The 22669-nt window shown below is 66.8% G+C and carries 19 protein-coding genes; 7 read left to right on the forward strand and 12 right to left on the reverse strand.

Annotated elements, in window-relative coordinates:
* Nucleotides 1-76: 76 nt before the first annotated feature.
* Entirely contained in the window at nt 77-1636 is a 1560-nt protein-coding gene (locus FHW78_RS03680; protein ID WP_183637812.1) for a phospholipase D family protein, read from the reverse strand.
* A gap of 157 nt (nt 1637-1793) precedes the next feature.
* On the opposite strand from FHW78_RS03680, the gene FHW78_RS03685 reads away from it, so the two are divergent.
* From FHW78_RS03685 to aqpZ, 4 genes are all read left to right on the forward strand, one after another.
* Nucleotides 1794-2315 carry a phosphoglycerate mutase family protein gene (locus FHW78_RS03685; RefSeq protein WP_183637814.1) on the forward strand — a complete coding sequence of 174 codons (522 nt, stop codon included), beginning with the start codon at nt 1794-1796 and terminating at the stop codon, nt 2313-2315.
* 53 nt (nt 2316-2368) lie between these two features.
* Nucleotides 2369-3067 (forward strand): deoxyribonuclease V, encoded by a 699-nt coding sequence (gene nfi / locus FHW78_RS03690; RefSeq protein ID WP_183637816.1) that lies wholly within the window; start codon nt 2369-2371, stop codon nt 3065-3067.
* A 254-nt stretch (nt 3068-3321) separates the two neighbouring features.
* Nucleotides 3322-4182, forward strand: a complete 861-nt coding sequence (locus tag FHW78_RS03695) for a pirin family protein (RefSeq protein ID WP_183637819.1) — start codon at nt 3322-3324, stop codon at nt 4180-4182.
* Nucleotides 4183-4306: 124 nt separating this feature from the next.
* Nucleotides 4307-5023 (forward strand): aquaporin Z, encoded by a 717-nt coding sequence (aqpZ, locus tag FHW78_RS03700; RefSeq protein ID WP_183637822.1) that lies wholly within the window; start codon nt 4307-4309, stop codon nt 5021-5023.
* Between the two features lie 201 nt (nt 5024-5224).
* On the opposite strand, the gene FHW78_RS03705 is transcribed toward aqpZ, so the two are convergent.
* The 10 genes from FHW78_RS03705 to FHW78_RS03750 form a co-directional block, all read right to left on the reverse strand.
* On the reverse strand, nt 5225-6085 hold the full coding sequence (locus FHW78_RS03705; protein ID WP_183637825.1) for a pirin family protein: 861 nt from the start codon (nt 6083-6085) through the stop codon (nt 5225-5227).
* Nucleotides 6086-6315: 230 nt separating this feature from the next.
* Nucleotides 6316-7677, reverse strand: a complete 1362-nt coding sequence (locus FHW78_RS03710; protein ID WP_183637828.1) for an NAD-dependent succinate-semialdehyde dehydrogenase — start codon at nt 7675-7677, stop codon at nt 6316-6318.
* Between the two features lie 68 nt (nt 7678-7745).
* The gene (locus FHW78_RS03715; protein ID WP_183637831.1) at nt 7746-8588 is read right to left on the reverse strand and encodes an ABC transporter permease subunit; all 843 of its coding nucleotides are present in this window, start codon (nt 8586-8588) and stop codon (nt 7746-7748) included.
* A complete protein-coding gene (locus FHW78_RS03720) occupies nt 8585-9499 on the reverse strand; it encodes an ABC transporter permease subunit (protein WP_183637834.1) in 915 nt (304 codons plus the stop codon). Before FHW78_RS03720 ends, FHW78_RS03715 begins: the two co-directional genes overlap by 4 nt.
* On the reverse strand, nt 9496-10644 hold the full coding sequence (potA, locus tag FHW78_RS03725) for a polyamine ABC transporter ATP-binding protein (RefSeq protein WP_183637837.1): 1149 nt from the start codon (nt 10642-10644) through the stop codon (nt 9496-9498). The genes FHW78_RS03720 and potA overlap by 4 nt, the downstream gene beginning before the upstream one ends.
* A gap of 97 nt (nt 10645-10741) precedes the next feature.
* Nucleotides 10742-11878 (reverse strand): polyamine ABC transporter substrate-binding protein, encoded by a 1137-nt coding sequence (locus FHW78_RS03730; RefSeq protein WP_183637840.1) that lies wholly within the window; start codon nt 11876-11878, stop codon nt 10742-10744.
* A 160-nt stretch (nt 11879-12038) separates the two neighbouring features.
* Complete coding sequence (locus tag FHW78_RS03735) at nt 12039-13166, reverse strand: polyamine ABC transporter substrate-binding protein (protein WP_183637843.1); 1128 nt, start codon at nt 13164-13166, stop codon at nt 12039-12041.
* A gap of 91 nt (nt 13167-13257) precedes the next feature.
* Nucleotides 13258-14622 carry an aspartate aminotransferase family protein gene (locus tag FHW78_RS03740; RefSeq protein ID WP_183637845.1) on the reverse strand — a complete coding sequence of 455 codons (1365 nt, stop codon included), beginning with the start codon at nt 14620-14622 and terminating at the stop codon, nt 13258-13260.
* A gap of 739 nt (nt 14623-15361) precedes the next feature.
* Nucleotides 15362-16753 carry a glutamine synthetase family protein gene (locus tag FHW78_RS03745; RefSeq protein ID WP_183637848.1) on the reverse strand — a complete coding sequence of 464 codons (1392 nt, stop codon included), beginning with the start codon at nt 16751-16753 and terminating at the stop codon, nt 15362-15364.
* Between the two features lie 43 nt (nt 16754-16796).
* Complete coding sequence (locus FHW78_RS03750) at nt 16797-17576, reverse strand: gamma-glutamyl-gamma-aminobutyrate hydrolase family protein (RefSeq protein WP_183637851.1); 780 nt, start codon at nt 17574-17576, stop codon at nt 16797-16799.
* 209 nt (nt 17577-17785) lie between these two features.
* On the opposite strand from FHW78_RS03750, the gene FHW78_RS03755 reads away from it, so the two are divergent.
* From FHW78_RS03755 to FHW78_RS03765, 3 genes are all read left to right on the forward strand, one after another.
* Entirely contained in the window at nt 17786-19180 is a 1395-nt protein-coding gene (locus FHW78_RS03755) for a glutamine synthetase family protein (protein ID WP_183637854.1), read from the forward strand.
* Entirely contained in the window at nt 19177-20466 is a 1290-nt protein-coding gene (locus tag FHW78_RS03760; protein WP_183637857.1) for an FAD-binding oxidoreductase, read from the forward strand. The genes FHW78_RS03755 and FHW78_RS03760 overlap by 4 nt, the downstream gene beginning before the upstream one ends.
* Nucleotides 20467-20564: 98 nt before the next feature.
* The gene (locus FHW78_RS03765) at nt 20565-21026 is read left to right on the forward strand and encodes a bacteriohemerythrin (protein WP_141456210.1); all 462 of its coding nucleotides are present in this window, start codon (nt 20565-20567) and stop codon (nt 21024-21026) included.
* Nucleotides 21027-21207: 181 nt separating this feature from the next.
* Here the strand turns inward: FHW78_RS03765 and FHW78_RS03770 are convergent, their stop codons facing one another.
* Nucleotides 21208-22491: an MFS transporter gene (locus tag FHW78_RS03770; RefSeq protein ID WP_183637860.1), complete on the reverse strand. Its 1284-nt coding sequence runs from the start codon at nt 22489-22491 to the stop codon at nt 21208-21210.
* Between the last annotated feature and the right edge of the window lie 178 nt (nt 22492-22669).

A 22669-nucleotide genomic window follows, 5' to 3' on the forward strand; every position in this document is an offset into this window, starting at 1 on the left:
GTCGCGATTGCCGTTGGCGGTCTGGCTGAAAAGCATCGCGACTGACGTCGCTCCCACAGTTGGGGAATTGCCGGCACTACAACTGCGACTCGATCGGCAGCCATTCCAGCACCTTGACGGTGCCGCGGCGCCACAGGCCGACGCCGGGTTCGTGGTCCCAGGTCCGCGGCGGGGTCACCGAACCGTCGTCCCAGCGCAGCTTGCCGTCGACGAGCCGCAATTGGTAGCTGTACGCGGGCGAGGTCTTGTCGCGGTAGCGCTGGGCCAGTTCGGCGGCGGTGTCGGCGTCCTCGAAGAACACGCCCATCTCGGTATTGAGGCTGACCGAGCGCGGATCCAGGTTGAACGAACCGACGAAGCCGGAAGCGCCGTCGACCACGAATGCCTTGGTGTGCAGGCTGGCGCCGCTGGACCCGAACAGACTGCTGTCCTCCTGCGCGCCGCGCGGCATCAGCTCGTACAGCTTCACGCCCTCGCGCAGCAGCGGCACCCGGTAGGGCGCATAGCCGCTGTGCACGGCGGTCACGTCGGTGGCCGCCAGCGAATTGGTCAGCACGCCCACCTCCACGCCGCGCCGGCGCAGCCCCGCCAACCACGTCACGCCGTCACGGCCGGGCACGAAGTACGGCGAGATCAGCCAGACCCGTTCGCGCGCCCCGGAGACGGCCGGCACCAGCCGGTTGATCAGCCAGCCGTCGCCGCCGTTGCCCTCGCCTTTCTCCGGCGGATCGGAATGCACCTGGGTCGACGCGGGCCAGTGCAGCGGCATCTGCCCCTCGACGAAGGCGCGCACGCCGGGGGAGTTTTCCACCCGCTTCAGATACGGCGCGGCGCGGCGCGATCGCTGCGCCTTGTCCACGTCGGCGCGCAGTTCCGCCAGCGCGTTTTCGTCCGCGCGCGCCAGCGCATGCAGCGGGATCACCGAGCCGCTGTTCCAGAACGCGTCGAAAATCGCTTCGGTCTGGCGCACCGCCGGTCCCAGCAGGGCCGCGTCCAGGTCCAGGAAATTGGTATCGGTGGCCGCGTCGAAATACTCGTCGCCGATATTGCGTCCCCCTACCACCGCAATCCGCCCATCGGCAATCCACGCCTTGTTGTGCATGCGCCGGTTGAGGCTGACGCCGCGCAGCAGCATTTCCATGCCGCGTCCCAGGAAGCCGGCCCGGTTGCGCGACGGATTGAACATCCGCACCTCGATGTTGGGATGCTGGTCCAGCGCCACCAGCAGCGAATCACGGCCATGCGCGTTCATGTCGTCCAGCAGCAGGCGCACGCGCACGCCGCGGTCGGCGGCGCGCAGCAGTTCGCGATCGAGCAGTTGTCCGGTGAGGTCGTCGTGCCAGATGTAGTACTGCAGATCCAGGCTGCGCCCCGCCGCCTGCGCGGTCAGCGCGCGGATCGCGAAGGCATCGAGGTTGTCCGACACCAGGCCAAGCCCGCTCCGATCCGGATGCGCTTCGGTCAGCGGCGCGATCGCGCGATCCAGCGCGGTGGCGTTGGCGGCGATCGGCAGGGCCTGCGTCGCCGGTCCGTGCACGCGCGCGGCGAACCGGCCGTAGCTGTAGAGCGACACCAGGCTGGCGATGACCAGCGTCAGCAGGATCAGGCCCAGCAGGCGAAGCTTGCGTGCCATCATGGGCTCCTCGGTGACATGCATCGATTCTACCGGGTGTGTCCTGACGGATGTGTTGGCGCCTCCCCGGCGGCCGGCCTCGCCGGTTCGCTGCCGCCACCTCAGGACCGCCCGCCAGGACGCCTGCGATATGCTGCGTGCGTCTTCGCCGGAGTTCTCCATGACGATCCCGCTGAACCGCTTCCTGTGCCTTCTGCTCGCGGCGGCCGCGTTGGCCCTGTCCGGCTGCGCCAGCACGCCGTCTTCCGACGGCACCACCTTCGTGGTGGTCCGGCATGCCGAGAAGGCCACCGACGATCCGGAGGATCCGCAACTGTCGGAGATTGGCCTGCGCCGCGCGCAGCGGCTGGCCGAGGTCCTGGCCGACGCGCCCGTGGTCGCGGTCTACGCGACCGAGTTCAAACGTACCCGCCAGACCGCCCAGCCCATCGCGGATCGCCGGCATATTCCCGTCAACGCCTACTTTTCGCGCGGCCCCGCCGCCGAAAGCGCCGCCCGCTGGCGTCGCGATCACGATCACGGCACGGTGCTGATCGTCGGCCACAGCAATACCGTGCCGGATCTGGTGACCGCCCTCTCCGGCCAGCCGGCCGCGCCGATGCCGGACACCGAGTACGATCGCCTGACCCGCATCCACGTCGGCGCGGATGGCCGCGTGCGGGTCGAGATCGCGCGCTACTGACCGCGCGCGCCGTCTGCACGGAGCGCTCAGGCGGCATCGGTTACCCTGCATCGATGAACGACGCGACCAACGTGTTCGGCGCGTGGGACGGCAGCGCCCGCCACGCCCGCCTGCTGCAGAAGGAACTCGCCCGCCAGGTCCGCCTGCGCGACGACTTTGATCCACCGCGTCACCTGGCGGGTTTCGATGTCGGTTTCGAGGAAGGCGGTGCAACCACGCGCGCGGCGGTGGTGCTGCTCGATGCGCGCGATCTGCAGCCGATCGAAACCCATGTCGCGCGCGTACCGACCTCGATGCCCTATGTGCCGGGCCTGCTCAGTTTCCGCGAACTGCCGGCGTTGGTCGCGGCGCTGGCGATGCTGCGGCAGGCTCCGGATCTGGTGTTGATCGACGGCCAGGGCATCGCCCACCCGCGCCGGCTCGGCATCGCCGCGCATTTCGGCGTGGCGACCGGCCTGCCCAGCATCGGAGTGGCGAAGAAACCGCTGTGCGGCCGCTTCGATCCGCCCGGCGATCGCGGCGGCGACCACACCCCCCTGCTCGATGGCGGCGAACAGATCGGCTGGGCGCTGCGCAGCAAGCCGCGTTGCCTGCCGCTGATCGTCTCGCCCGGCCACCGCGTCTCGATGGCCGGCGCGCTCGACTGGACCCTGCACTGCCTGCGTGGCTACCGCCTGCCGGAACCCACGCGCCTGGCCGACCGGCTGGCGTCGCGGCGCGGCGACGTCCCGCTCGCCCCCGCCTCGCGATAGCCAGGTGGGTAGGAGCGGCCTCCGGCCGCGAGCTTTTCCGCTGAATTCGCGGGGGACATGTTCATGCCGTTCGTCCCCCTCTCATGGCGAACGAAGAGCTCGCGGCCGGAGGCCGCTCCTACCCCTTCCAGGTCGGGCGACGGGGATGGATGCGGGGTGATGCGTCCATCGCGGAAACAATCCGTTGCCGTCGCCGGCCCTGCGCGCGTCATGACGCTGTGCCATCCTGCGCGCAGCCACCCACGGAGGACGCCATGACCCTCATCATTCCCCCCCGCACCCACGATCTGGGCGGATTCCAGGTCCGTCGCGCGGTGCCCAGCCTGCAGGCGCGCAGCGTCGGTCCGTTCGTGTTCGTGGACCACATGGGTCCGGCGACCTTCGACGAGGGCCGCGGCGTGGACGTGCGCCCGCACCCGCACATCGGCCTGGCCACGGTGACCTTCCTGTGGAGCGGCGCGATCAATCACAAGGACACATTGGGTTCGGAGCAGGTCATCCTGCCCGGCGACGTCAACTGGATGACCGCCGGTCGCGGCATCGCCCATTCCGAGCGCACGCCGTCCGATGTGCGCGCGCATCCGCATCCGCTGCACGGCATGCAGACCTGGGTCGCGCTGCCGAAGGCTTACGAGGAGGTCGCGCCCGAATTCCACCACCACAAGGCCGACACCCTGCCGCAGCGACGCCATGACGGCACCTGGCTGCGGGTGATCGCCGGCCGCGCCTATGGCGAGGAATCGCCGGTGCGGGTGTTCGCCGACACCTTCAACGTGGCCCTGGATCTGGAGCCCGACGCCGAGCACGCCATCGATGGCGGTCATGCCGAGCGTGCGCTGTACGTGCTGGAGGGCGACGCGCAGCTCGACGGCGCCGACATTCCCGACAAGCACCTGGTGGTGCTGGATCCCGGCACCCGGCCGGTGCTGCGCGCGAAGACACCGGTGAAGGCGCTGCTGCTTGGCGGCGAACCGCTCGACGCGCATCGGCACATCTGGTGGAACTTCGTCTCCAGTTCGAAGGAGCGGATCGAACAGGCCAAGGAGGATTGGCGCGAAGGAAAATTCGGCCAGGTGCCCGGCGAGACCGAGTTCATTCCCTTGCCCGATCATTAATCAAGAGTGATGGCTGTCACACTTTTTTGAGTTACCCAAGGCATACTGGTGCCGCACCCGCGCGATCCTCGTGCGCGTGCGGCCCGTCGGACGACGGTTCCATCCATTCCTTGGGGGATTACAGATGAGTCTTGGAAAGAAACTCGCGGCGGAGTTCCTGGGTACTTTCTGGCTGGTGCTGGGCGGTTGCGGAAGCGCCGTGCTGGCGGCCAAGTTCGGCGGTGACGCCAATCCACTCGGCATCGGATTCCTCGGCGTGGCGCTGGCCTTCGGCCTGACCGTGCTGACCGGCGCCTACGCGTTCGGCCACATCTCCGGCGGCCATTTCAATCCGGCGGTGAGTTTCGGCCTGTGGGCCGGTGGCCGCTTCTCGATCAAGGAGCTGGTGCCCTATATCGTCGCCCAGGTGCTGGGCGGCATCGCGGCCGGATTCATCCTGCTCCAGATCGCCGGCGGCGCCAGCGGCTTCGCGATTGATCCGAATGCAGCCGGCGCGTTCGCCAGCAATGGCTATGGCGCGATGTCGCCGGGCGGCTATTCGGTAGCGGCGGCGTTCCTGACCGAAGTGGTGCTGACCGCGTTCTTCCTGATCGTCATCATGGGTTCCACCCATGGCCGCGCCCCGGCGGGTTTCGCGCCGATCGCGATCGGCCTGGCCCTGACCCTGATCCACCTGATCAGCATCCCGGTCACCAACACCTCGGTGAATCCGGCCCGCTCCACCGGCGTGGCGCTGTTCGCCGGCCCGACCGCGATCAGCCAGTTGTGGCTGTTCTGGCTGGCGCCGATCCTCGGCGGCCTGCTCGGCGGCGTGATCTACAAGGCGATTGGCAAGGACTGACTTCGCCGCATCCGTTGCAAAAAAAGCCGGGCATTGCCCGGCTTTTTTTCTCCGTTCATCTCTTCCCTGTGGGAGCGACGTAAGTCGCGATGACCATCAGCCGCGGGATGGCGGGAAGTAAGGCTCCCTTCTTTCGGAACTCGATGCCGGAAACGGTTCGCGACTTACGTCGCTCCCACAGGCCGGCATCTCGGGATGCGATCAGAACCGCCCTTCCTGGAAGTCGACGAAGGCTTGCATGATTTCCTGCTTGCTGTTCATCACGAAGGGGCCATGCCGCACCACCGGTTCGCGCAGCGGGCGCCCGGCCACCAGGATGGCGCGGGCCGGCTGGTTGCCGGCGCGCAGGCTCAGTCCACTGCCACCGCCGAGCACGCCCATCTCATGGGTTTCCAGTGCGCGCGCATCCTCGCCCTCGCCCACCGTCAGCGCACCCTCGAACGCATACACGAACGCGTTGTGGCCTTCGGGCAGCACGTAGTCCCACGCCTTGCCGGCGTCGAGCGCGATGTCGAGATAGACCGGATCGGTGGCCGGTTGCGAGATCGGACCTTCCACGTCGCCGACCCGGCCGGCGATCACCTTGATGCCCACGCCCGGTCCGGGCGAGGCGGTCGGAATGCGTTCCGGCGCGAATTCCTGGTACTTCGGCGCGGTCATCTTCTCGCGCGCCGGCAGGTTCACCCACAGTTGGAAACCGCGCATGCGCCCGGATTCCTGCTCGGGCATTTCCGAATGCACCAGGCCGCGGCCGGCGGTCATCCACTGCACCGAACCCGGCGTCAGCAGGCCCTCGTTGCCGTGGTTGTCGCGATGGCGCATGCGCCCGTCGAGCATGTAGGTGACGGTCTCGAAGCCGCGATGCGGATGTTCCGGGAAACCGGCGAGGTAGTCCTCGGCGCGATCGGTGCCGAACTCGTCCAGCAGCAGGAACGGATCCAGATCCGGCAGGTCCGGGCCGCCGATGACGCGGGTCAGCTTGACGCCGGCGCCATCGGAGGTGGCGCGACCGCGCACCTTGCGCAGGACGCGGGCGGGATGGATATCGACGGGGGTGTGCATGGTGACCTCCTGGGCAATGCCGGAAAGATGGCAGCGCGGCACCGGTTTCGGAATGCCGGCACCCGTAACCATCTGTTCCAGCCATGGAGCCGGTAGCCAAGGAGCCGACCCGCCCGGTAGGAGCGGCCTCCGGCCGCGAGCTTTCGGCGGAATGCCCGCACACGCGGTTCGTCCGCCTGGCACGATGAGAAAGAGCTCGCGGCCGGGGTCGCGCCTACCATTCGCGGCGATCAGGCCACGTAGACGGACTTGATGTTCATGAACTCGTGGATGCCGTGCTCGGCCAGTTCACGCCCGAAGCCCGAACGCTTGGTGCCGCCGAACGGCAGGCGCACGTCGCTGCGCACGATCGCGTTGACGAAGGCCGCGCCGACCTGCAACTGGCGCGCCACCCGATCGCCGCGATCGGCATTGCCGGTCCAGACGCTGCCGCCCAGGCCGAACGTGGTGTCGTTGGCGACCCGCACCGCTTCGGCCTCGTCGCGCACCCGCAGGATGCTGGCGACCGGGCCGAACAGTTCTTCCTCGTAGGCCGGCATGCCGGGCTTCACTCCATCCAGGATCGAAGCGGGATAACCGGCGTGCGAGGCATCCGGCTCGCAACCCAGCAGGGCCTTCGCACCCCTGGCGATGCTCGCCTGCACCTGGCGATGCAGTTCGTCGCGCAGATCCTGGCGCGCCATCGGCGCCAGCGTGGTAGCGTCGTCCTGCGGGTCGCCCAGGCGCAGTTTCGCCGCCGCTTCGCTGAAGCCCTGCACGAAGCGATCGGCGATCGCCTCGACCACGATGAAGCGCTTGGCGGCAATGCAGGTCTGCCCCGCATTGCCGAAGCGGGACGCAATCGCGCCGGCCACGGTCTTGTCCAGATCCGCGTCCTCCAGCACCACGAAAGCATCGCTGCCGCCCAGCTCCATCACGCACTTCTTGAGCTGCTGGCCGGCGTTTCCCGCCACCGAGCGGCCCGCGCGCTCGCTGCCGGTCAGGGTCACCGCGGCGACGCGAGGATCCCGGATGACCTCGGCGGCCTGGTCGTTGTCGATATGCAGCACGCCGAACACGCCGGCCGGAACGCCCGCGCCATGCAGCGCGTCGGCGATGACGTCGGCGCAGCCCGGCACATTGCTGGCGTGCTTGAGCACGGCGACATTGCCCGCCATCAGCGCCGGCGCCAGGAACCGGAACACCTGCCAGATCGGGAAGTTCCAAGGCATCACCGCGAACACGCAGCCAATCGGTTCGTAACGCACGTAGCTGCGGCTGCCATCGGTGTTGATCGGCTCGTCCCTCAGGTAATCGGCCGCATGGTTGGCGTAGTAGTCGCAGGCGCCGGCGCACTTGTCGATTTCGGCCAGGGCCTCCTTGCGCAGCTTGCCCATTTCGGCGGTCATCACCCGCTGGATGTCGTCGCGACGGCGGCGCAGTTCCGAGCCGACCCGGCGCAGCAGTTCGCCACGCTCGGCCAGCGGACGCGCCGACCAGACACGGAAGGCCGGCTGCGAGGCCGCCAGCACGGCCTCGACCGCGGCGGCGTCCATCAGCGGTTGGGAACGGTCGACCTTGCCGGTCGCGGGATTGACGATGTCTACCTTCATGACGATCTCTGGGTTCTCGGGCAGGTGCCCATTCTGGCGCCCGCCGCGTTAGCGCCGGGTGGGCCCGGTCAGCCGTTTTCCTGCAACGCCAGCTGCATGTCGCGCTGGCGGCGCTTCTCCTCGCGGTACATCAGCCACCAGCCGGCCAACGCCGCGAGCGAGACGATCGCGATCATCAGCGTCGCCAGCGCGTTGATCTTGGGACTCAGGCCCAGGCGCACGGAGGAGAACACCTTCATCGGCAGGGTGGTCGAACTGGGGCCGGCGACGAAGCTGGCGATCACCACGTCGTCCAGCGACAGGGTGAATGCCAGCAACCAGCCCGACACCAGCGCCGGCGCGATGATCGGCAGGGTGATCAGGAAGAACACCTTGAGCCGGTTCGCGCCCAGGTCCATCGCCGCCTCCTCCAGCGACTTGTCCAGTTCGGACAGACGCGAGGAGATCACCACGGTGACGAAGGAGACGGTCAGGGTGACGTGGGCGATCCAGATCGCGATGACGCCCTTGGACGGCAGGCCCAGCAGTTCGCCCATCGAGACCAGCATCAGCAGGATCGACAGGCCGATGATCACTTCCGGCATCACCAGCGGCGCGGTGATCAGCGCGCCGAACAGGGTCTTGCCGGGGAAGCGTCGCATCCGGGTCATCACCAGCGCCGCCAGCGTGCCCAGCACCATCGCCGCGGTCGCGGTCCAGAACGCGATCTTCAGGCTGATCCAGGCCGCCTGCAGCATCTGTTGATCGCGGAACAGCTCGCCGTACCACTTCACCGAAAATCCCGACCAGACCGTGGCCAGGCGCGACTCGTTGAACGAGTACACCATCAGGATCAGGATCGGCAGGTACAGGAAGGCGAAACCGAAACCCAGCACCAGCCAGGTCAGGCTGCGTTGGCGCAGGCGGCTCATGTCAGCCTCCCTTCCAGCTCGCGCTGCTGCACCCGGTTGAAGATCAGGATCGGGATCATCAGCAGGATCAGCATGACGATCGCCACCGCCGAGGCCGCCGGCCAGTCACGGTTGTTGAAGAACTCGTTCCACAGCACCCGGCCGATCATCAGCGTGTCCGGACCGCCCAGCAGTTCGGGGATGACGAATTCGCCCACCGCCGGAATCATCACCAGCATGCAGCCGGCGATGATGCCGGCGCGCGACAACGGCAGGGTGATGGTGAAGAACGCCTTCCACGGCTTGGCGCCCAGATCGTAGGCCGCTTCCAGCAGGCGTTGGTCGTGCTTGACCAGGTTGGTGTAAAGCGGCAGCACCATGAACGGCAGGTATGCGTAGACGATGCCGATGTAGGCGGCCATCGGCGTGTACAGGATCTGCAAGGGCTCGCTGATGATGCCCAGCTTCATCAGCAGGTTGTTGAGCAGGCCGTTGTTCTTGAGGATGCCGATCCAGGCGTAGATGCGGATCAGGAACGAGGTCCAGGACGGCAGCACCACCAGCATCATCGCGATGTTGCGGCTGGAGGGCGGCAGGCGCGCGATCACGTAGGCGATGGGATAGCCGATCAGCAGCGCGAAGAAGGTCGAGATGGCCGCGATCTGGATCGAGCTCAGGTAGGCCTGGATGTACTGGGAATCGGTGAACAGCGCCGCGTAGTTGCCCAGGTTGAGCTTGAGCGAGAGCGCCTCGTCCACGTATTCCAGGATCGGCGTGTACGGCGGCATGGCGATGGCCAGCCGCGAGAACGAAATCTTCAGGACGATCAGGAAGGGAATGGCGAAGAACAGCAACAGCCACAGGTAAGGGACCGAGATCACCGCCCAGCGCGGGCCCGGCGTGGCTTTCTTGATCAGGTCGCGGAGTTTCATGAGGTCAGCACCACCCCGTCGTTGTCGCCCCACCACACCCAGACCTCGTCGTTCCAGGTCAGGCCTTCGCTGGCCCAGCGCTGCACGTTGGCGAAGTTGGCCATGAACTTGTAGCCGCCCGGCAGGCGCACGTGATAGACCGAATGGCTGCCGAAGTAGGCGATGTCCTCGATCACGCCCTTGGCCTTGTTGTACTCCTGCGCCGGTTCCGCCTTGCCGATGCCCAGCTTCTCCGGGCGAACGGCGAACGAGACTTCCTGGCCCTCGAAGCCGGAGATGCCATGGCCCACGTAGACCGGCACCGGCAGTTGCGGGCTGCGGATGGTGACGTAGTCGGACTCGTCCTCCTCCACCACGCCATCGATCAGGTTGACCGAGCCGATGAACTCGGCGGCGAAGCGGCTGGTCGGCTGCTCGTAGATTTCGTCCGGCGTGCCGACCTGGCGGATCCAGCCCTGATCCATCAGGGCGATGCGGGTGGCCATGGTCATGGCCTCTTCCTGGTCGTGGGTGACCATCACGCAGGTCACCCCGGATTTCTCGATGATGTTGACCAGTTCCAGTTGCATCTGCGAGCGCAGCTTCTTGTCCAGCGCGCCCATCGGCTCGTCCAGCAGCAGCAGCTTCGGCCCCTTGGCCAGCGACCGCGCCAGCGCCACGCGCTGTTGCTGGCCGCCGGAGAGCTGGTGCGGCTTGCGCCTGGCCAACTTGCCCAGCTGCACCAGCGCCAGCATTTCCTCGACCCGCTTCTTGATGGCCTCCCTGGACAGGCCGTCCTGCTTCAGGCCGAAGGCGATGTTCTGTTCCACGGTCATGTGCGGGAACAGCGCGTAGGACTGGAACATCATGTTGAGCGGCCGCTCGTAGGGCGGCAGGTCGTTGAGCAGTTGCCCGTCCAGGTAGATCTTGCCGGCCGTGGGCTTCTCGAACCCGGCCAGGCAGCGCAGCAACGTGGACTTGCCGCTGCCGGAACCGCCCAGCAGGGCGAAGATCTCGCCCTTGCGGATGGTCAGGTTGGTGTCGTCCACGGCGACGAAGCCGTCGAATTCCTTGCGCACGTCGACGATGCGCAGGTAGGCATCGACACCGGCCTTGGCGGTCGCGGTGTCCTTGCCGTTGCCGGGAGGTGGGTTGTCAGCCGCCATCGGGTTCCCCTGTACCGCGCCGTGCATGCGGCGCCGGTATTTTCTTGAAAATGGAAACGCTCCGGGGCGGGCGTCGTCGCCCGCCCCTTCGCATGGGTTACTTGCCGGTCTTCAGTTCCGTCCAGATCCGGGTGTACTGGCGATCCACTTCCGGCGGGAGCACCGCGAAGGTGAACAGCTTGGCTTCCACTTCCGGTGGCGGATACACGGTCGGATCCTCGACGATCGCCTTGTCCATCAGCGCCTTGGCCTTGGGAATGGCGTTGGGGTAATGGATGAAGTTGGAATTGTTGGCCATCACCTGCGGATCCAGCAGGTAGTTGATGAAGGCGTAGGCGTTGTCCACGTGCTTGGCGTCCTTGGGGATGGCCAGCATGTCGAACCACTGCGGCGCGCCTTCCTTCGGGATGGCATAGGCGATCTTGATGCCGTTGCCGGCTTCCCCGGCGCGATCGCGCGCCTGGATGATGTCGCCGGACCAGCCCACCACCAGGCAGGTGTCGCCGTTGGCCATCGCGTCGATGTACTGCGAGGAGTGGAAGTTGGTGATGTAGGGGCGCACCGATTTCAGCAGCGCGGCGGCCTTGTCGATGACCTTGGGATCGAAGCTGTTGGGATCCTCGCCCAGGTAGTTCAGCGCCATCGGGATGATTTCCGACGGGGTGTCCAGCAGGGTCACGCCGCAGTCCTTGAGCTTGGACACGTTCTCCGGCTTGAACACGATATCCAGGCTGTTGGCGATGTCGGTGTTGCCGAACGCCGCCTTGACCTTGTCGATGTTGTAGCCGATGCCGGTGGTGCCCCACATGTACGGAATGGCGTACTGGTTGCCGGGATCCTGCCGCTCGATGCGCTTCATCAGCTCCGGGTCGAGGTTGGCGTAGTTGGGAATCCTGCTCTTGTCCAGCGGCATGAACACGCCCGCCTGGATCTGCCGGCCGAGGAAATTCAGGGTCGGCACCACGATGTCGTAGCCGCTGGAGCCGGCCAGCAGCTTGGTCTCGACCACCTCGTTGCTGTCGAACACGTCGTAGGTGACCTTGATCCCGCTCTGTTTCTCGAAATTCGGGATGGTGTCCTCGGCGATGTAGTCCGACCAGTTGTAGACGTTCACTTCCTTGGCCCCTTCGGCCTTGGCGGTGCCGGCCGCCCCCTTGTCGGCATCGGGCTTGCCGCCGCAGGCGGCCAGGGTGGTACAGAGGAGGACAGCGGTGGCCAGGATTCGCAGTTTCATCAAGCTCTCTCCAGAGTTGCGCCAGGCATGGCAGTGATGAGTGGTGCGTTCTTGCGGTTTGACTGCGGGCATTCCGGGGAATGCCCTGTTCGTGCCCGGGACCGAGGCCCCGGCAATCCCCCCCAAAGACCAGGGCCGCGCGAGGCGGCCCTGCTCCGGTTTACTTGCCCGTCTTCAGTTCCGTCCAGATCCGGGTGTACTGGCGGTCCACTTCCGGCGGCAGCACCGCGAAGGTGAACAGCTTGGCGTCGACCTCGGCCGGCGGATAGATGGTCGGATCGTTGGCGATCGACGGCTCGATCATCGGCTTGGACGCCGGCACCGCGTTCGGATAGGTCACGAAATTGGTGTTGGCCGCCGCCACCTTCGGGTCCAGCATGTTGTTGATGAAGGCATAGGCGTTGTCCACGTGCTTGGCATCCTTGGGAATGGCCATCATGTCGAACCACTGCGGCGCGCCTTCCTTCGGAATCGAGTAGCCGATGTGCACGCCGTTCTCCGCCTCGTCGGCGCGATCGCGTGCCTGGATGACGTCGCCCGACCAGCCCACCACCAGGCACACGTCGCCGTTGGCCAGGTCGTTGATGTAGGACGAGGAATGGAAGTTGCGGATGTAGGGACGGATGCCCTTCAGCAGCGCCGCGGCCTTGTCGATGACCTTGGGATCGAAGCTGTGCGGATCCTCGCCCAGGTAGTTCAGTGCGATCGGGATGAGCTCGGACGGGGTATCCAGCACGGTCACGCCGCAGTCCTTGAGCTTGGACAGGTTCTCCGGCTTGAACACCAGGTCCCAGCTGCCGGTGACGTCGGTGTTGCCGAACGCGGCCTTGACCTTGTCCTCGTTGTAGCCGATGCCGCTGGTGCCCCACAGGTACGGCACCGCGTACTGGTTGCCCGGATCCTGCAGGGCGATGCGCTCCAGCAACTTGGGATCGACGTTCTTCAGGTTCGGGATCTTCGACTTGTCCAGCGGCAGGAACACGCCGGCCTGGATCTGCCGGCCGAGGAAGCTCAGCGAGGGCACCACCACGTCGTAGCCGCTGGAACCGGCCAGCAGCTTGGTCTCGACCATCTCGTCGCTGTCGAACACGTCATAGGTGACCTTGATCCCGGTCTGCTTCTCGAAGTTCGGGATGGTGTCCTCGGCGATGTAGTCCGACCAGTTGTAGACGTTGACGACCTTCTCGTCGGCCGCCTTGGCCGCCTTCTTTTCCCCGTCCCCGCCGCCACCACAGGCCGCCAGGGCACTGGCCGCGGCCAGCGCAATCGTCAATGCTCGGAACTTCATGGGGCTTCTCCTGGAAGCAGAAAGGTGATGGCGGACATGATACGCCCCGCCACCCGCCTGGGAACCCGTTGACGGGCCGGCGTTCCCACCGTCAGCGGCCCAGCGCCTGGGCGGTGTCGTCCAACGCCTTCCAGGCCTTGTCGAACAGTTCGTCGACCTGATCGCGGGTGATCACCAGCGGCGGCGACAGCAACATCGCATCCCAGGTGGCGCGCAGGATCAGGCCGCGCTTGAGGGCGAAGTCGCGGCACATCACCCCGACCGAACCGCGATCCGGGAAGAACCCGCGCCCGCCCTTGTCCGGCACCAGTTCCAGCGCCCCGACCAGGCCGGCGATGCGCGCCTGCCCGACCAGCCGGTGTTCGCCCAGCTCGGCCCAGCGCTGCGCCAGGTAAGGCGCGATCTCGCTCTTGGCCCGTTCGACGATCTTTTCTTCCTGCAGGATGCGGATGTTCTCCAGCGCCACCGCCGCGCACACCGGATGGCCGGAATAGGTGGCGCCATGCGCCAGCTCGCCGCCCTGCGCCTTGAGCACGTTCGCCACGCGGTCGTTGAACATCGCCGCGCCCAGCGGGATGTAGCCGGAGGTGATGCCCTTGGCCACCGGCATGATGTCCGGCTGGAAGCCGAAGTATTGCGAGCCGAACCATTCGCCCGTGCGGCCGAAGCCGCAGATGACCTCGTCGGCGATCAGCAGCACGTCGTACTTGCGGCAGATGCGTTCGATTTCCGGCCAGTAGGTGCGCGGCGGGATGTACACGCCGATGGCGCCCATGATCGGTTCGCCGATGAAGGCGGCGACCCGTTCCGGCCCCAGCTCCAGGATCTTGTCTTCCAGCCGGCGCGCCGCGACCCGACCGTACTCGTCCTCGGACAGCTCGCCGCCGTCGGCGAACCAGAACGGCGGATCGATGTGGTGGATGTCGGGAATCGGCAGCCCGCCCTGCTTGTGCATGCCCTTCATGCCGCCCAGGCTGGCACCGGCCATGGTGGTGCCGTGGTAGCCGTCGTGGCGACCGATGAAGATGTTCTTGCGCGGCTGGTCCTGCACCGCCCAGAAGTGCCGCACCAGCCGCAGGATGGTGTCGTTGGCCTCCGAGCCGGAATTGACGAAGAAGGAATGGTTGATGTCGCCAGGCGCCAGTTCGGCCAGCTTGGCCGCCAGTTCGATGGTCGGCTCGGTGGTGCACTGGAAGAAACTGTTGTAGTACGCCAGTTGCGTCATCTGTTTCGACGCGACCTCGCCCAGCTCCTTGCGCCCATAACCGATGTTGACGCACCACAGGCCGGCGAAGGCGTCGAGCAGTTGGTTGCCTTCGGCGTCCCATACATAACAGCCCTCGCCGCGGGTAAGGATGCGGGTGCCTTTCTTGGCCAGGGCGGCGTTGTCGTTGAAGGGGTGCAGGTGGTGTTCGGCGTCGAGTTTCTGGAGGGTGCGGATGTCGAGGTGTTCCATGGGGACTCCGGGATGACGTTCTTTATGGCTTGTTGTCTACGCTGGACTCGAACTGAAGCGCTCAGGGCGCTTGCGCGTGATGGTGTCGTCGGTGCTCACCGATGGCGCGCTCGCCGCGAGGCCCTACTTTCTTTGCTTGTGCAAAGAAAGTAGGCAAAGAAACACACCCCTGGCGACGTGCCCTGCGCTTCGCTCCGGGTCCGCAATCGGTCCGGGAATTTTCGGAAGGGGCATCCTGCCCCTGCCGAAAACGGCGCACGTCCTGTGCGCCGCCCTGCGGGTTTACCCGGCCCGCTTGCCACGCCTTAACGGGGGCCCGAAAAGCAAAAAAAAGAGCAATGGCAACAGCAGAGTCACGATGATCTCGCGGCCAGAGGCCGTGCCTACCTTGGCTGGCCACAGGATTTGCTGTGGCTGTGGCTTTTGCCCCAGGGGCCCCATCCGCAGCGGTGGCACCGGTGGGCAAACCCGAAGGGCGCCGCGCACGACGCGCGGCGTTTTGGGTAGGCACAGGGATGTGCCTTCCCAAAATTCCCATCGGGGACACGGACCCCGGCCGCGTAGCGGCTGGGGCGCGAGGACCGGGGTGTGCTTTCTTTTGGTTACTTTTCTTTGCACAAGCAAAGAAAAGTGACGCCCCGCGGCAAGCGCGCCATGGCCGGCGGCCGACACCACCCACGCGCGCCAGCGCCCGACGCCCCATCCCACGATGGCCCAAAAAATCTCGCACCATGAACACTCAGACGTTCAACAACAGGAATTCCCGCTCCCACGAACTGATCACGCGGAAGAAGGTCTCGTACTCCTTGCGTTTCACCGACACGTACGCCCGCACGAACCGTGGCCCCAGCATCTCCTGCAGCGGCTTGCACGCTTCCAACCCGTCCAGCGCCTCGCCCAGCGAACGCGGCAGGTCGTAGCCGATTTCCTTGGCGCTGCCGGCGGTCGGCGCGGTCGGCTTGAGCTTCTCGCGGATGCCCAGCAGGCCGCAGGCCAGGGTCGCGGCCATCGCCAGGTAGGGATTGGCATCGGAACCGGCGAAGCGGCTTTCCACCCGCATGTTCTCCGGAGTGTCCATCGGCACGCGCAGGCCGCAGGTACGGTTGTCGTAGCCCCACTGCACGTTGCTGGGCGAGACCTCGCCGAACATCAGCCGGCGGTAGGAATTGACGTTGGGCGCGAAGAACGCCATCGCCATCGGCACGTACTTCTGCAGGCCGGCCAGGTAGTGCCCGAACATCGGACTGAACTTGCCCGGATCCTTGCCGGTGAACACGTTGTGGCCCTTCTTCGCGTCCACCACGCTCTGGTGGATGTGCATCGCGCTGCCGGGCTCGTTCTCCATCGGCTTGGCCAGGAAGGTGGCGTAGACGCCGTGCCGCATCGCCGCCTCGCGCATGGTGCGCTTGAACAGGAACACCTGGTCGGCCAGCGCCATCGCCCCGGCGTGGGTGAAATTGACTTCCAGTTGGGCCGCGCCGGATTCGTGGATCAGCGTGTCCACGTCCAGTTCCATCGCCTCGCAATAGTCGTACATCAGGTCGAGGATCGGATCGAACTCGTTGACCGCGTCGATCGAGTACGACTGGCGCGCGGTCTCCGGGCGCCCGGAGCGGCCGGCCGGCGGCAGCAGCGGGAAATCCGGGTCGGTGTTCTTCTGCACCAGGAAGAATTCAAGCTCCGGCGCGACCACCGGTCGCAGGCCGGCCTTTTCGTACTCGGCCAGCACCCGCCGCAGCACGTTGCGCGGCGCCAGTTCGTGCGGCTGTCCGGCCTTGGTGTAGCAGTCGTGGATGATCTGCGCGGTGGGATCGGCCGCCCACGGCACCATCCGCACCGTGTCCGGATCCGGGCGCAGCATCATGTCCGAATCCGACGGCGAGGTCAGTTCGTAATAGTCGTCCGGATAATCACCGGTGACAGTGGTGGCGAAGATGCCTTCCGGCAGGCGGGTGCCGTAGTCGTGCGAGAACTTGTCGGCGGGAATGATCTTGCCGCGCGCGTTGCCGGTGATGTCCGGCACCAGGCATTCGACCTCGGTGATGCGGCGTTCCTTCAGCCAGCGCCGCAGCGCGCTCTCTTCGGCCTGCTGCGGCGTGGTCTGTTTTCGGGAGTTCTTTTTCTGGCTCATGGGAATACGGTTCGGAGAGGGGAACGGGAAGGACGCAATCGCTTCACGCCGCGCGGGGCGGCGGGCGTTCCCGCGCGCGCCGTTCGGCGCGCTCCCGGCAGGCGGCTCCGAACGCCTGGAAGATCGACAGGTAGAACGGGTTTTCGGCGACCCGCCATTCCGGATGCCACTGCACGCCGAGCAGGAAACCCGGGCCGGCGTGGCGGAAGGCTTCGATCAGCCCGTCCGGCGCGGTGGCTTCCACGATCAGATCACGGCCGAGCCGGCGCACGCCCTGTCCATGCAGCGAATTGACCTTCACCCGTTCCACGCCGGCCCAGTGCGCCAGCAGGCCGTCCGGCGCCAGCGCGACGTCGTGCGCGGGGCCGTACTGGACGTCGAGTGGATCGTCCGGGCGTTCGCGGTGATCCATGAAGCCCGGTTGCTCGTGCACCTTCTGGTACAGGCTGCCGCCCAGGGCGACGTTGACTTCCTGGAAGCCGCGGCAGATCGCCAGCAGCGGCACGCCCATGTCCATCGCCAGCGGAATCAACGCCAGGTTGGTGGCGTCGCGGCGCGGATCCAACAGGTTGCCTTCGTAGCTGGATTCGTCGCTGTAGTGATGCGGTTCGATGTTGCTGACCGAGCCCGTCAGCAGGATGCCGTCGACGCCGCGCAGGAACTCGCGCAGCGGCAACGCCGGGTCCAGGGTGGGCAGCAGCACCGGCATCGCGCCGGCGCCGTCGACCACCGCGCGGATGTACTTCTCCCCGACCGCGAGGAAGGGATGCGCGCCGATTTGTTTGTGATCGGTCGGCAGGCCGACCAGCGGCTGGCTGGTCATGCAGGGGGCTCGGGATGGCTTGGAGCCACCTTAGCCCGGCCGTTTTATTTTTACAACACAGGGGGCGAATCAGCGCCCGTGCGCCCCGTAATGGTGCGCAGCAGCACCGGTTTCGGGCGTTTTCGGGGTACGAGGCTGCGAGTGTCGTTGAGTATTCTTGACAACGCATCTCCTCTGCTAAGCTGCCTCCGGCCTTCCGGAGCGCCTGCATGAACCTCCCTTCCCACCCCGAATCGACTACCGTCCCGGGCCTTCCCGAAGACGACGCCGCCACCCTGCGCGGCATCGACGGCTGCGAACTGATCGACCTCATCCTGCCCGACATGAACGGCCTGCTGCGCGGCAAGCGCATCACCCGTGACGCGCTGGACAAGGTCTACGCCGACGGGGTGTGCCTGCCGATGTCGCTGATCGCCACCGACATCACCGGCAACACGGTGGAGGAGACCGGACTGGGCTACGACATCGGCGACGAGGATCGCATCTGCCGGCCGGTGCCGGGTTCGCTGCGATCCGTGCCATGGGCACCGCGGCCGATGGCGCAGTTGCTGCTGGCGATGGAGGACGCGGCCGGCGGCCTGTTCGAGGCCAATCCGCGCGAGGTGCTGCGGCGCGTGCTGGCGCGCTACGCCGCGCGCGGGCTCAAGCCGGTGGTGGCGGTGGAACTGGAGTTCTACCTGTTCGAACAGCGCCCGGACGCCGACGGCCGTCCGGTGGCGTCGCGCAATCCGGCCACCGGCGCGCCCAACCGCAGCACGCAGGTCTACTACATGGAAGACCTCAACGATTACCGCGGCTTCACCGACGCGGTCGCCGCCGCCTGCCGCGCCCAGCGCATTCCCGCCGACACCGCCGTCGCCGAATACGCACCGGGCCAGTTCGAGATCAACCTCAAGCACCGCGACGACGCGTTGCTGGCCTGCGACGACGCCATCTACCTGAAGCGCGCGATCAAGGCGATCGCCCAGCAGCAGGGCGCGCTGGCCAGCTTCATGGCCAAGCCACTGGTCGATCAGGCCGGCAGCGGCATGCACATCCACGTCAGCGTGCTGGATGGCGAGGGCCGCAACGTGTTCGCCTCGCCGGTCGGACAGCCGGCCGACGCGCTGCGCCACGCCATCGGCGGCCTGCAGCGCAGCGCCGCCGACTGCCTGCTGCTGTTCGCGCCGAACGCCAACAGCTACCGGCGCTTCGTGCTCAACGCATTCGTGCCGCTCAATACCTGCTGGGGCTACAACAACCGCACCGTCGCCATGCGCATCCCGCACGGCGGCGAGGCCAACACACGGGTCGAACATCGCATCGCCGGCGCCGACGCCAACGTCTACCTGGTCACCGCCGCGGTGCTGGCGGGGATGCTGCACGGCATCGAGAACGGCTTCGACCCCGGCCCGCCGATCACCGGCAACGCCTACGAGCAGACCGAGAACCTGACCCCGTTCTGGCGCGACACCATCGACGATTTCCTCGCCAGCGGGTTCGTCGCCGAATGGTTCGGTACGTCGTTCCGGCACATCTACGGCCAGCAGAAGCTCAAGGAGATACGCAGCTTCAATACCCAGGTCACCGACCTGGAGTACGACTGGTACCTGCGGTCGGTATGAGCCGGCGCGACACCGCCGCCTATCCGCCGTCCTGGTACGCGGCCAGCGCCGCGCCGCTGCCGCCGCAGCCGCGGCTGGAGGGCGAACTGCAGGCCGACGTGTGCATCCTCGGCGCGGGCTATACCGGCCTGTCGGCGGCGCTGGAGCTGGCCGAGGCCGGTTATCGCGTGATCGTGTTGGAAGCCGAGCGGATCGGCTGGGGCGCCAGTGGCCGCAACGGCGGCCAGGCGATCGTCGGCTATGGTTGCGAGCAGGACACCCTGGAACGACTGGTCGGGCGCGCCGACGCGCGCCGCCTGTTCGATTTCTCGCGCGAGGGCATGGCGCTGATGCGGGATCGCATCCATCGCCACGCCATCGCCTGCGACTGGCGCGACGGGCACGCCAGCGTGCCCATCAAGCCGCGCCAGGAACAGGCGCTGAAGCGCTGGCAGGCGCACATGGCCGAGCACTATGACTACCCGATGGAATGGTGGGACCGCGAACAACTGCGCGCGCAACTGGCCAGCGATCGCTATCTCGGCGCCATCTACGATCCGCTCAGCGGCCATCTGCATCCGCTCGAATACGCCTTCGGGCTGGCCCGCGCGGCGCTGGCGGCGGGCGTGCGCATCTTCGAGCATTCGCGGATCGTCCGGCTGGAACGTGGCGCCGCGCCGATCCTGCATACCGACGCCGGGCGGGTCCGCTGCGAGTTCGCCGTGCTGGCTGGCAATGCCTGGCTGCGCGGCGTCGCGCCGGAACTGGAATCGCGGATCATGCCGGTCGGCACCTACATCGGCGCCACCGCGCCGCTGGGCGAGGCACGCGCCCGCGCCCTGATCCGCAATGACATGGCGGTGGCGGACGTGAACTGGGCGCTGGACTATTTCCGCCTGAGCCGCGATCACCGCCTGCTGTTCGGCGGCCGCGCCAGCTATTCCACCCTGCCTCCGCCCAACCTGCGCGGGACCATGGCGCGGCGGATGCGGCGGGTCTTCCCGCAATTGGCCGATGTCGACATCGAGTACGTCTGGGGCGGCTACGTCGATATCTCGCTCAACCGCGCCCCGCACTGGGGCCGGCTGGCGCCCAATGTCTATTTCGCCCAGGGATTCAGCGGCCACGGGGTGGCGTCCACCGGCCTGGCGGGCAAGGTCATCGCCGACGCCATCCGTGGCCAGGCCGAACGCCTGGACGCCTTCGCCCGTATCCCGCACCGCCCGTTCCCCGGCGGCCGCCTGCTGCGCACGCCGATGCTGGTGGCGGCGATGGCCTGGTACAAGCTGCGCGATGCGCTCTGGTAGGGATTTCCGGCCGGTTTGATCGGAATCAATGCCCGGTGGACGGGTCCTTCCTAGAGTATTTCCAGGCACGCACACCCCGGCGTGCGGGAAGTACCGACATGGCCCTACTCGTCTGGCAGGACGACCTCAACACCGGCGTGGACGTGATCGACGCCCAGCACCGCCGCATCGTCGAGATGATCAACCGCCTGCACATCGCCAACCGTTCGATGGAACGGATCGCGGTGGCCGAGGTGATCGAGGAACTGGTCGACTACACCCTCTCCCACTTCGCCTTCGAGGAAGAGCTGATGGAAGAGGCCGGCTATCCGTTCTCGGCCGCGCACAAGCGCGTGCACCAATTGTTCGCCAAACGCGTGGGCGAATACCGGATGCGCTTCGAGGCCGGCGACGACATCGGCGACGAGCTGCGTTCCATGCTCGCCCGCTGGCTGTACAACCACATCCGCAGCGACGACAAGGACTATGCCGACGCGGTGAAACACCACCTCAACCTGTTCGCCCGCGAGCACCAGGAAGGCGGCTGGCTAGGCCGTACCCTCAAGCGGCTGTTCCGGTGAGGCGGCGTTTGCTCCGCTGACCGGCCAGCGGCTTCGGACGCAGCCCGCCGAGCAAGCTCGGCGCTACAAGCCCGCCTTGCTCCGCTGCGCCACCAACACGTTCGGACGCATTCCGCCGAGCAAGCTCGGCGTTACACGCCGGCCTCGCTCCGCTGCGCCATGCCCGGCCAAGCCACGCCCCTCAACGAGAACGCGGCATCAGCCAAAGCGCCAGCAAGGTGAGCACCGCGGCACCACACAGGTAATACCCCACGTAGGCCAGGCCGAACTGTTCGGCCAGCTTGGTCGCCACGTAGGGCGCCAGCGACGCGCCGAAGATGCCGGCCAGGTTGAAGGCCAGCGACGCGCCGGTATAGCGCACCTCGGTGGGAAACATCTCCGCCAGGATGGTGCCGCACGGGCCGTAGGTCAGGCCCATGATGCCCAGGCCCAAGGCCAGGAACAGCAGTACGCCGCCGGCACTGCCGGAGGAGAACAGCGGCGCGAACGCCAGCCCGAACGCGAAAATCGCGACGCTGGCGAGCATCATCGCCCGCCGCCGTCCGCGTCGGTCCGCATACAGTGCGGCCACCGGAATGCCGATGGCGAAGAACAGCACGCCGACCATCTGCAGCAACAGGAACTGCTCGCGCGAGTAGCCCAACCGCGAGGTGCCCCAGCTCAGCGCGAACACAGTCATCAGGTAGAACAGCACGAAGGTCGCCATCGCCGCGAAGGTTCCGGCCAACAGCGCGCGTGGATGCTGCTTCAACACGGTGATCATCGGCAGGCGCACGCGCTCGTCGCGGTCCAGGGTCTTCTGGAAATCCGGTGTCTCGGTGATGCGCAGGCGTACCCACAGGCCGACGATCACCAACGCCGCGCTGGCCAGGAACGGGATGCGCCAGCCCCAGGCGAGGAACTGCGCGTCGGTCATCAATTCGGTCAGCAGCAGGAAGATGCCGGTCGAGCACAGGAAGCCAATCGGCGCGCCCAGTTGCGGGAACATGCCGTACCAGGCGCGCTTGCCCGGCGGCGCGTTCTCGGTGGCCAGCAGCACCGCGCCGCCCCATTCGCCGCCCAGCCCCAGGCCTTGGCCGAACCGGCACAGCGCCAATAGCAGCGGCGCGAAGATGCCGATGCTGGCGTAGGTCGGCAGCAGGCCGATGGCGACGGTGGACAGGCCCATCGTCAGCAGCGCGGCCACCAGCGTCGCCTTGCGGCCGATCCGGTCCCCGTAGTGGCCGAATATCGCCGAACCGACCGGTCGTGCGAAGAACGCCAGTGCGAAGGTCGCCAGCGATTGCAGCGTCGCCGCCCCGGCGTCGCCCTCGGGGAAGAACAGTTTCGGGAACACCAGGACCGCCGCGGTGGCGTAGATGTAGAAATCGAAGAACTCGATGGTGGTGCCGATGAGGCTGGCAAACAGGACGCGGCGGGGCGAGTTGCCCGGCAAGGCGGGATCGGCGACGGCGGTGGCGGTCATGGAGGCGTGGAAGGGGGTGACGGCCCGATTCTGGCAGATCCAGGTGGGGCGCAAAGGCAAATCCCCCTCAATCCCCCTTTTACAAAGGGGGAGGATCTGCGGTTCGATTGGCTTGCCTCTGGCGCAAAAGGCAAATCCTCCCCGGTCCCCTTTGCCGCTTTTGCCCCCTTTGCAAAAG

It is taken from the genome of Pseudoxanthomonas sp. OG2 (genome assembly GCF_014192765.1).
Taxonomy (GTDB): domain Bacteria; phylum Pseudomonadota; class Gammaproteobacteria; order Xanthomonadales; family Xanthomonadaceae; genus Pseudoxanthomonas_A; species Pseudoxanthomonas_A beigongshangi.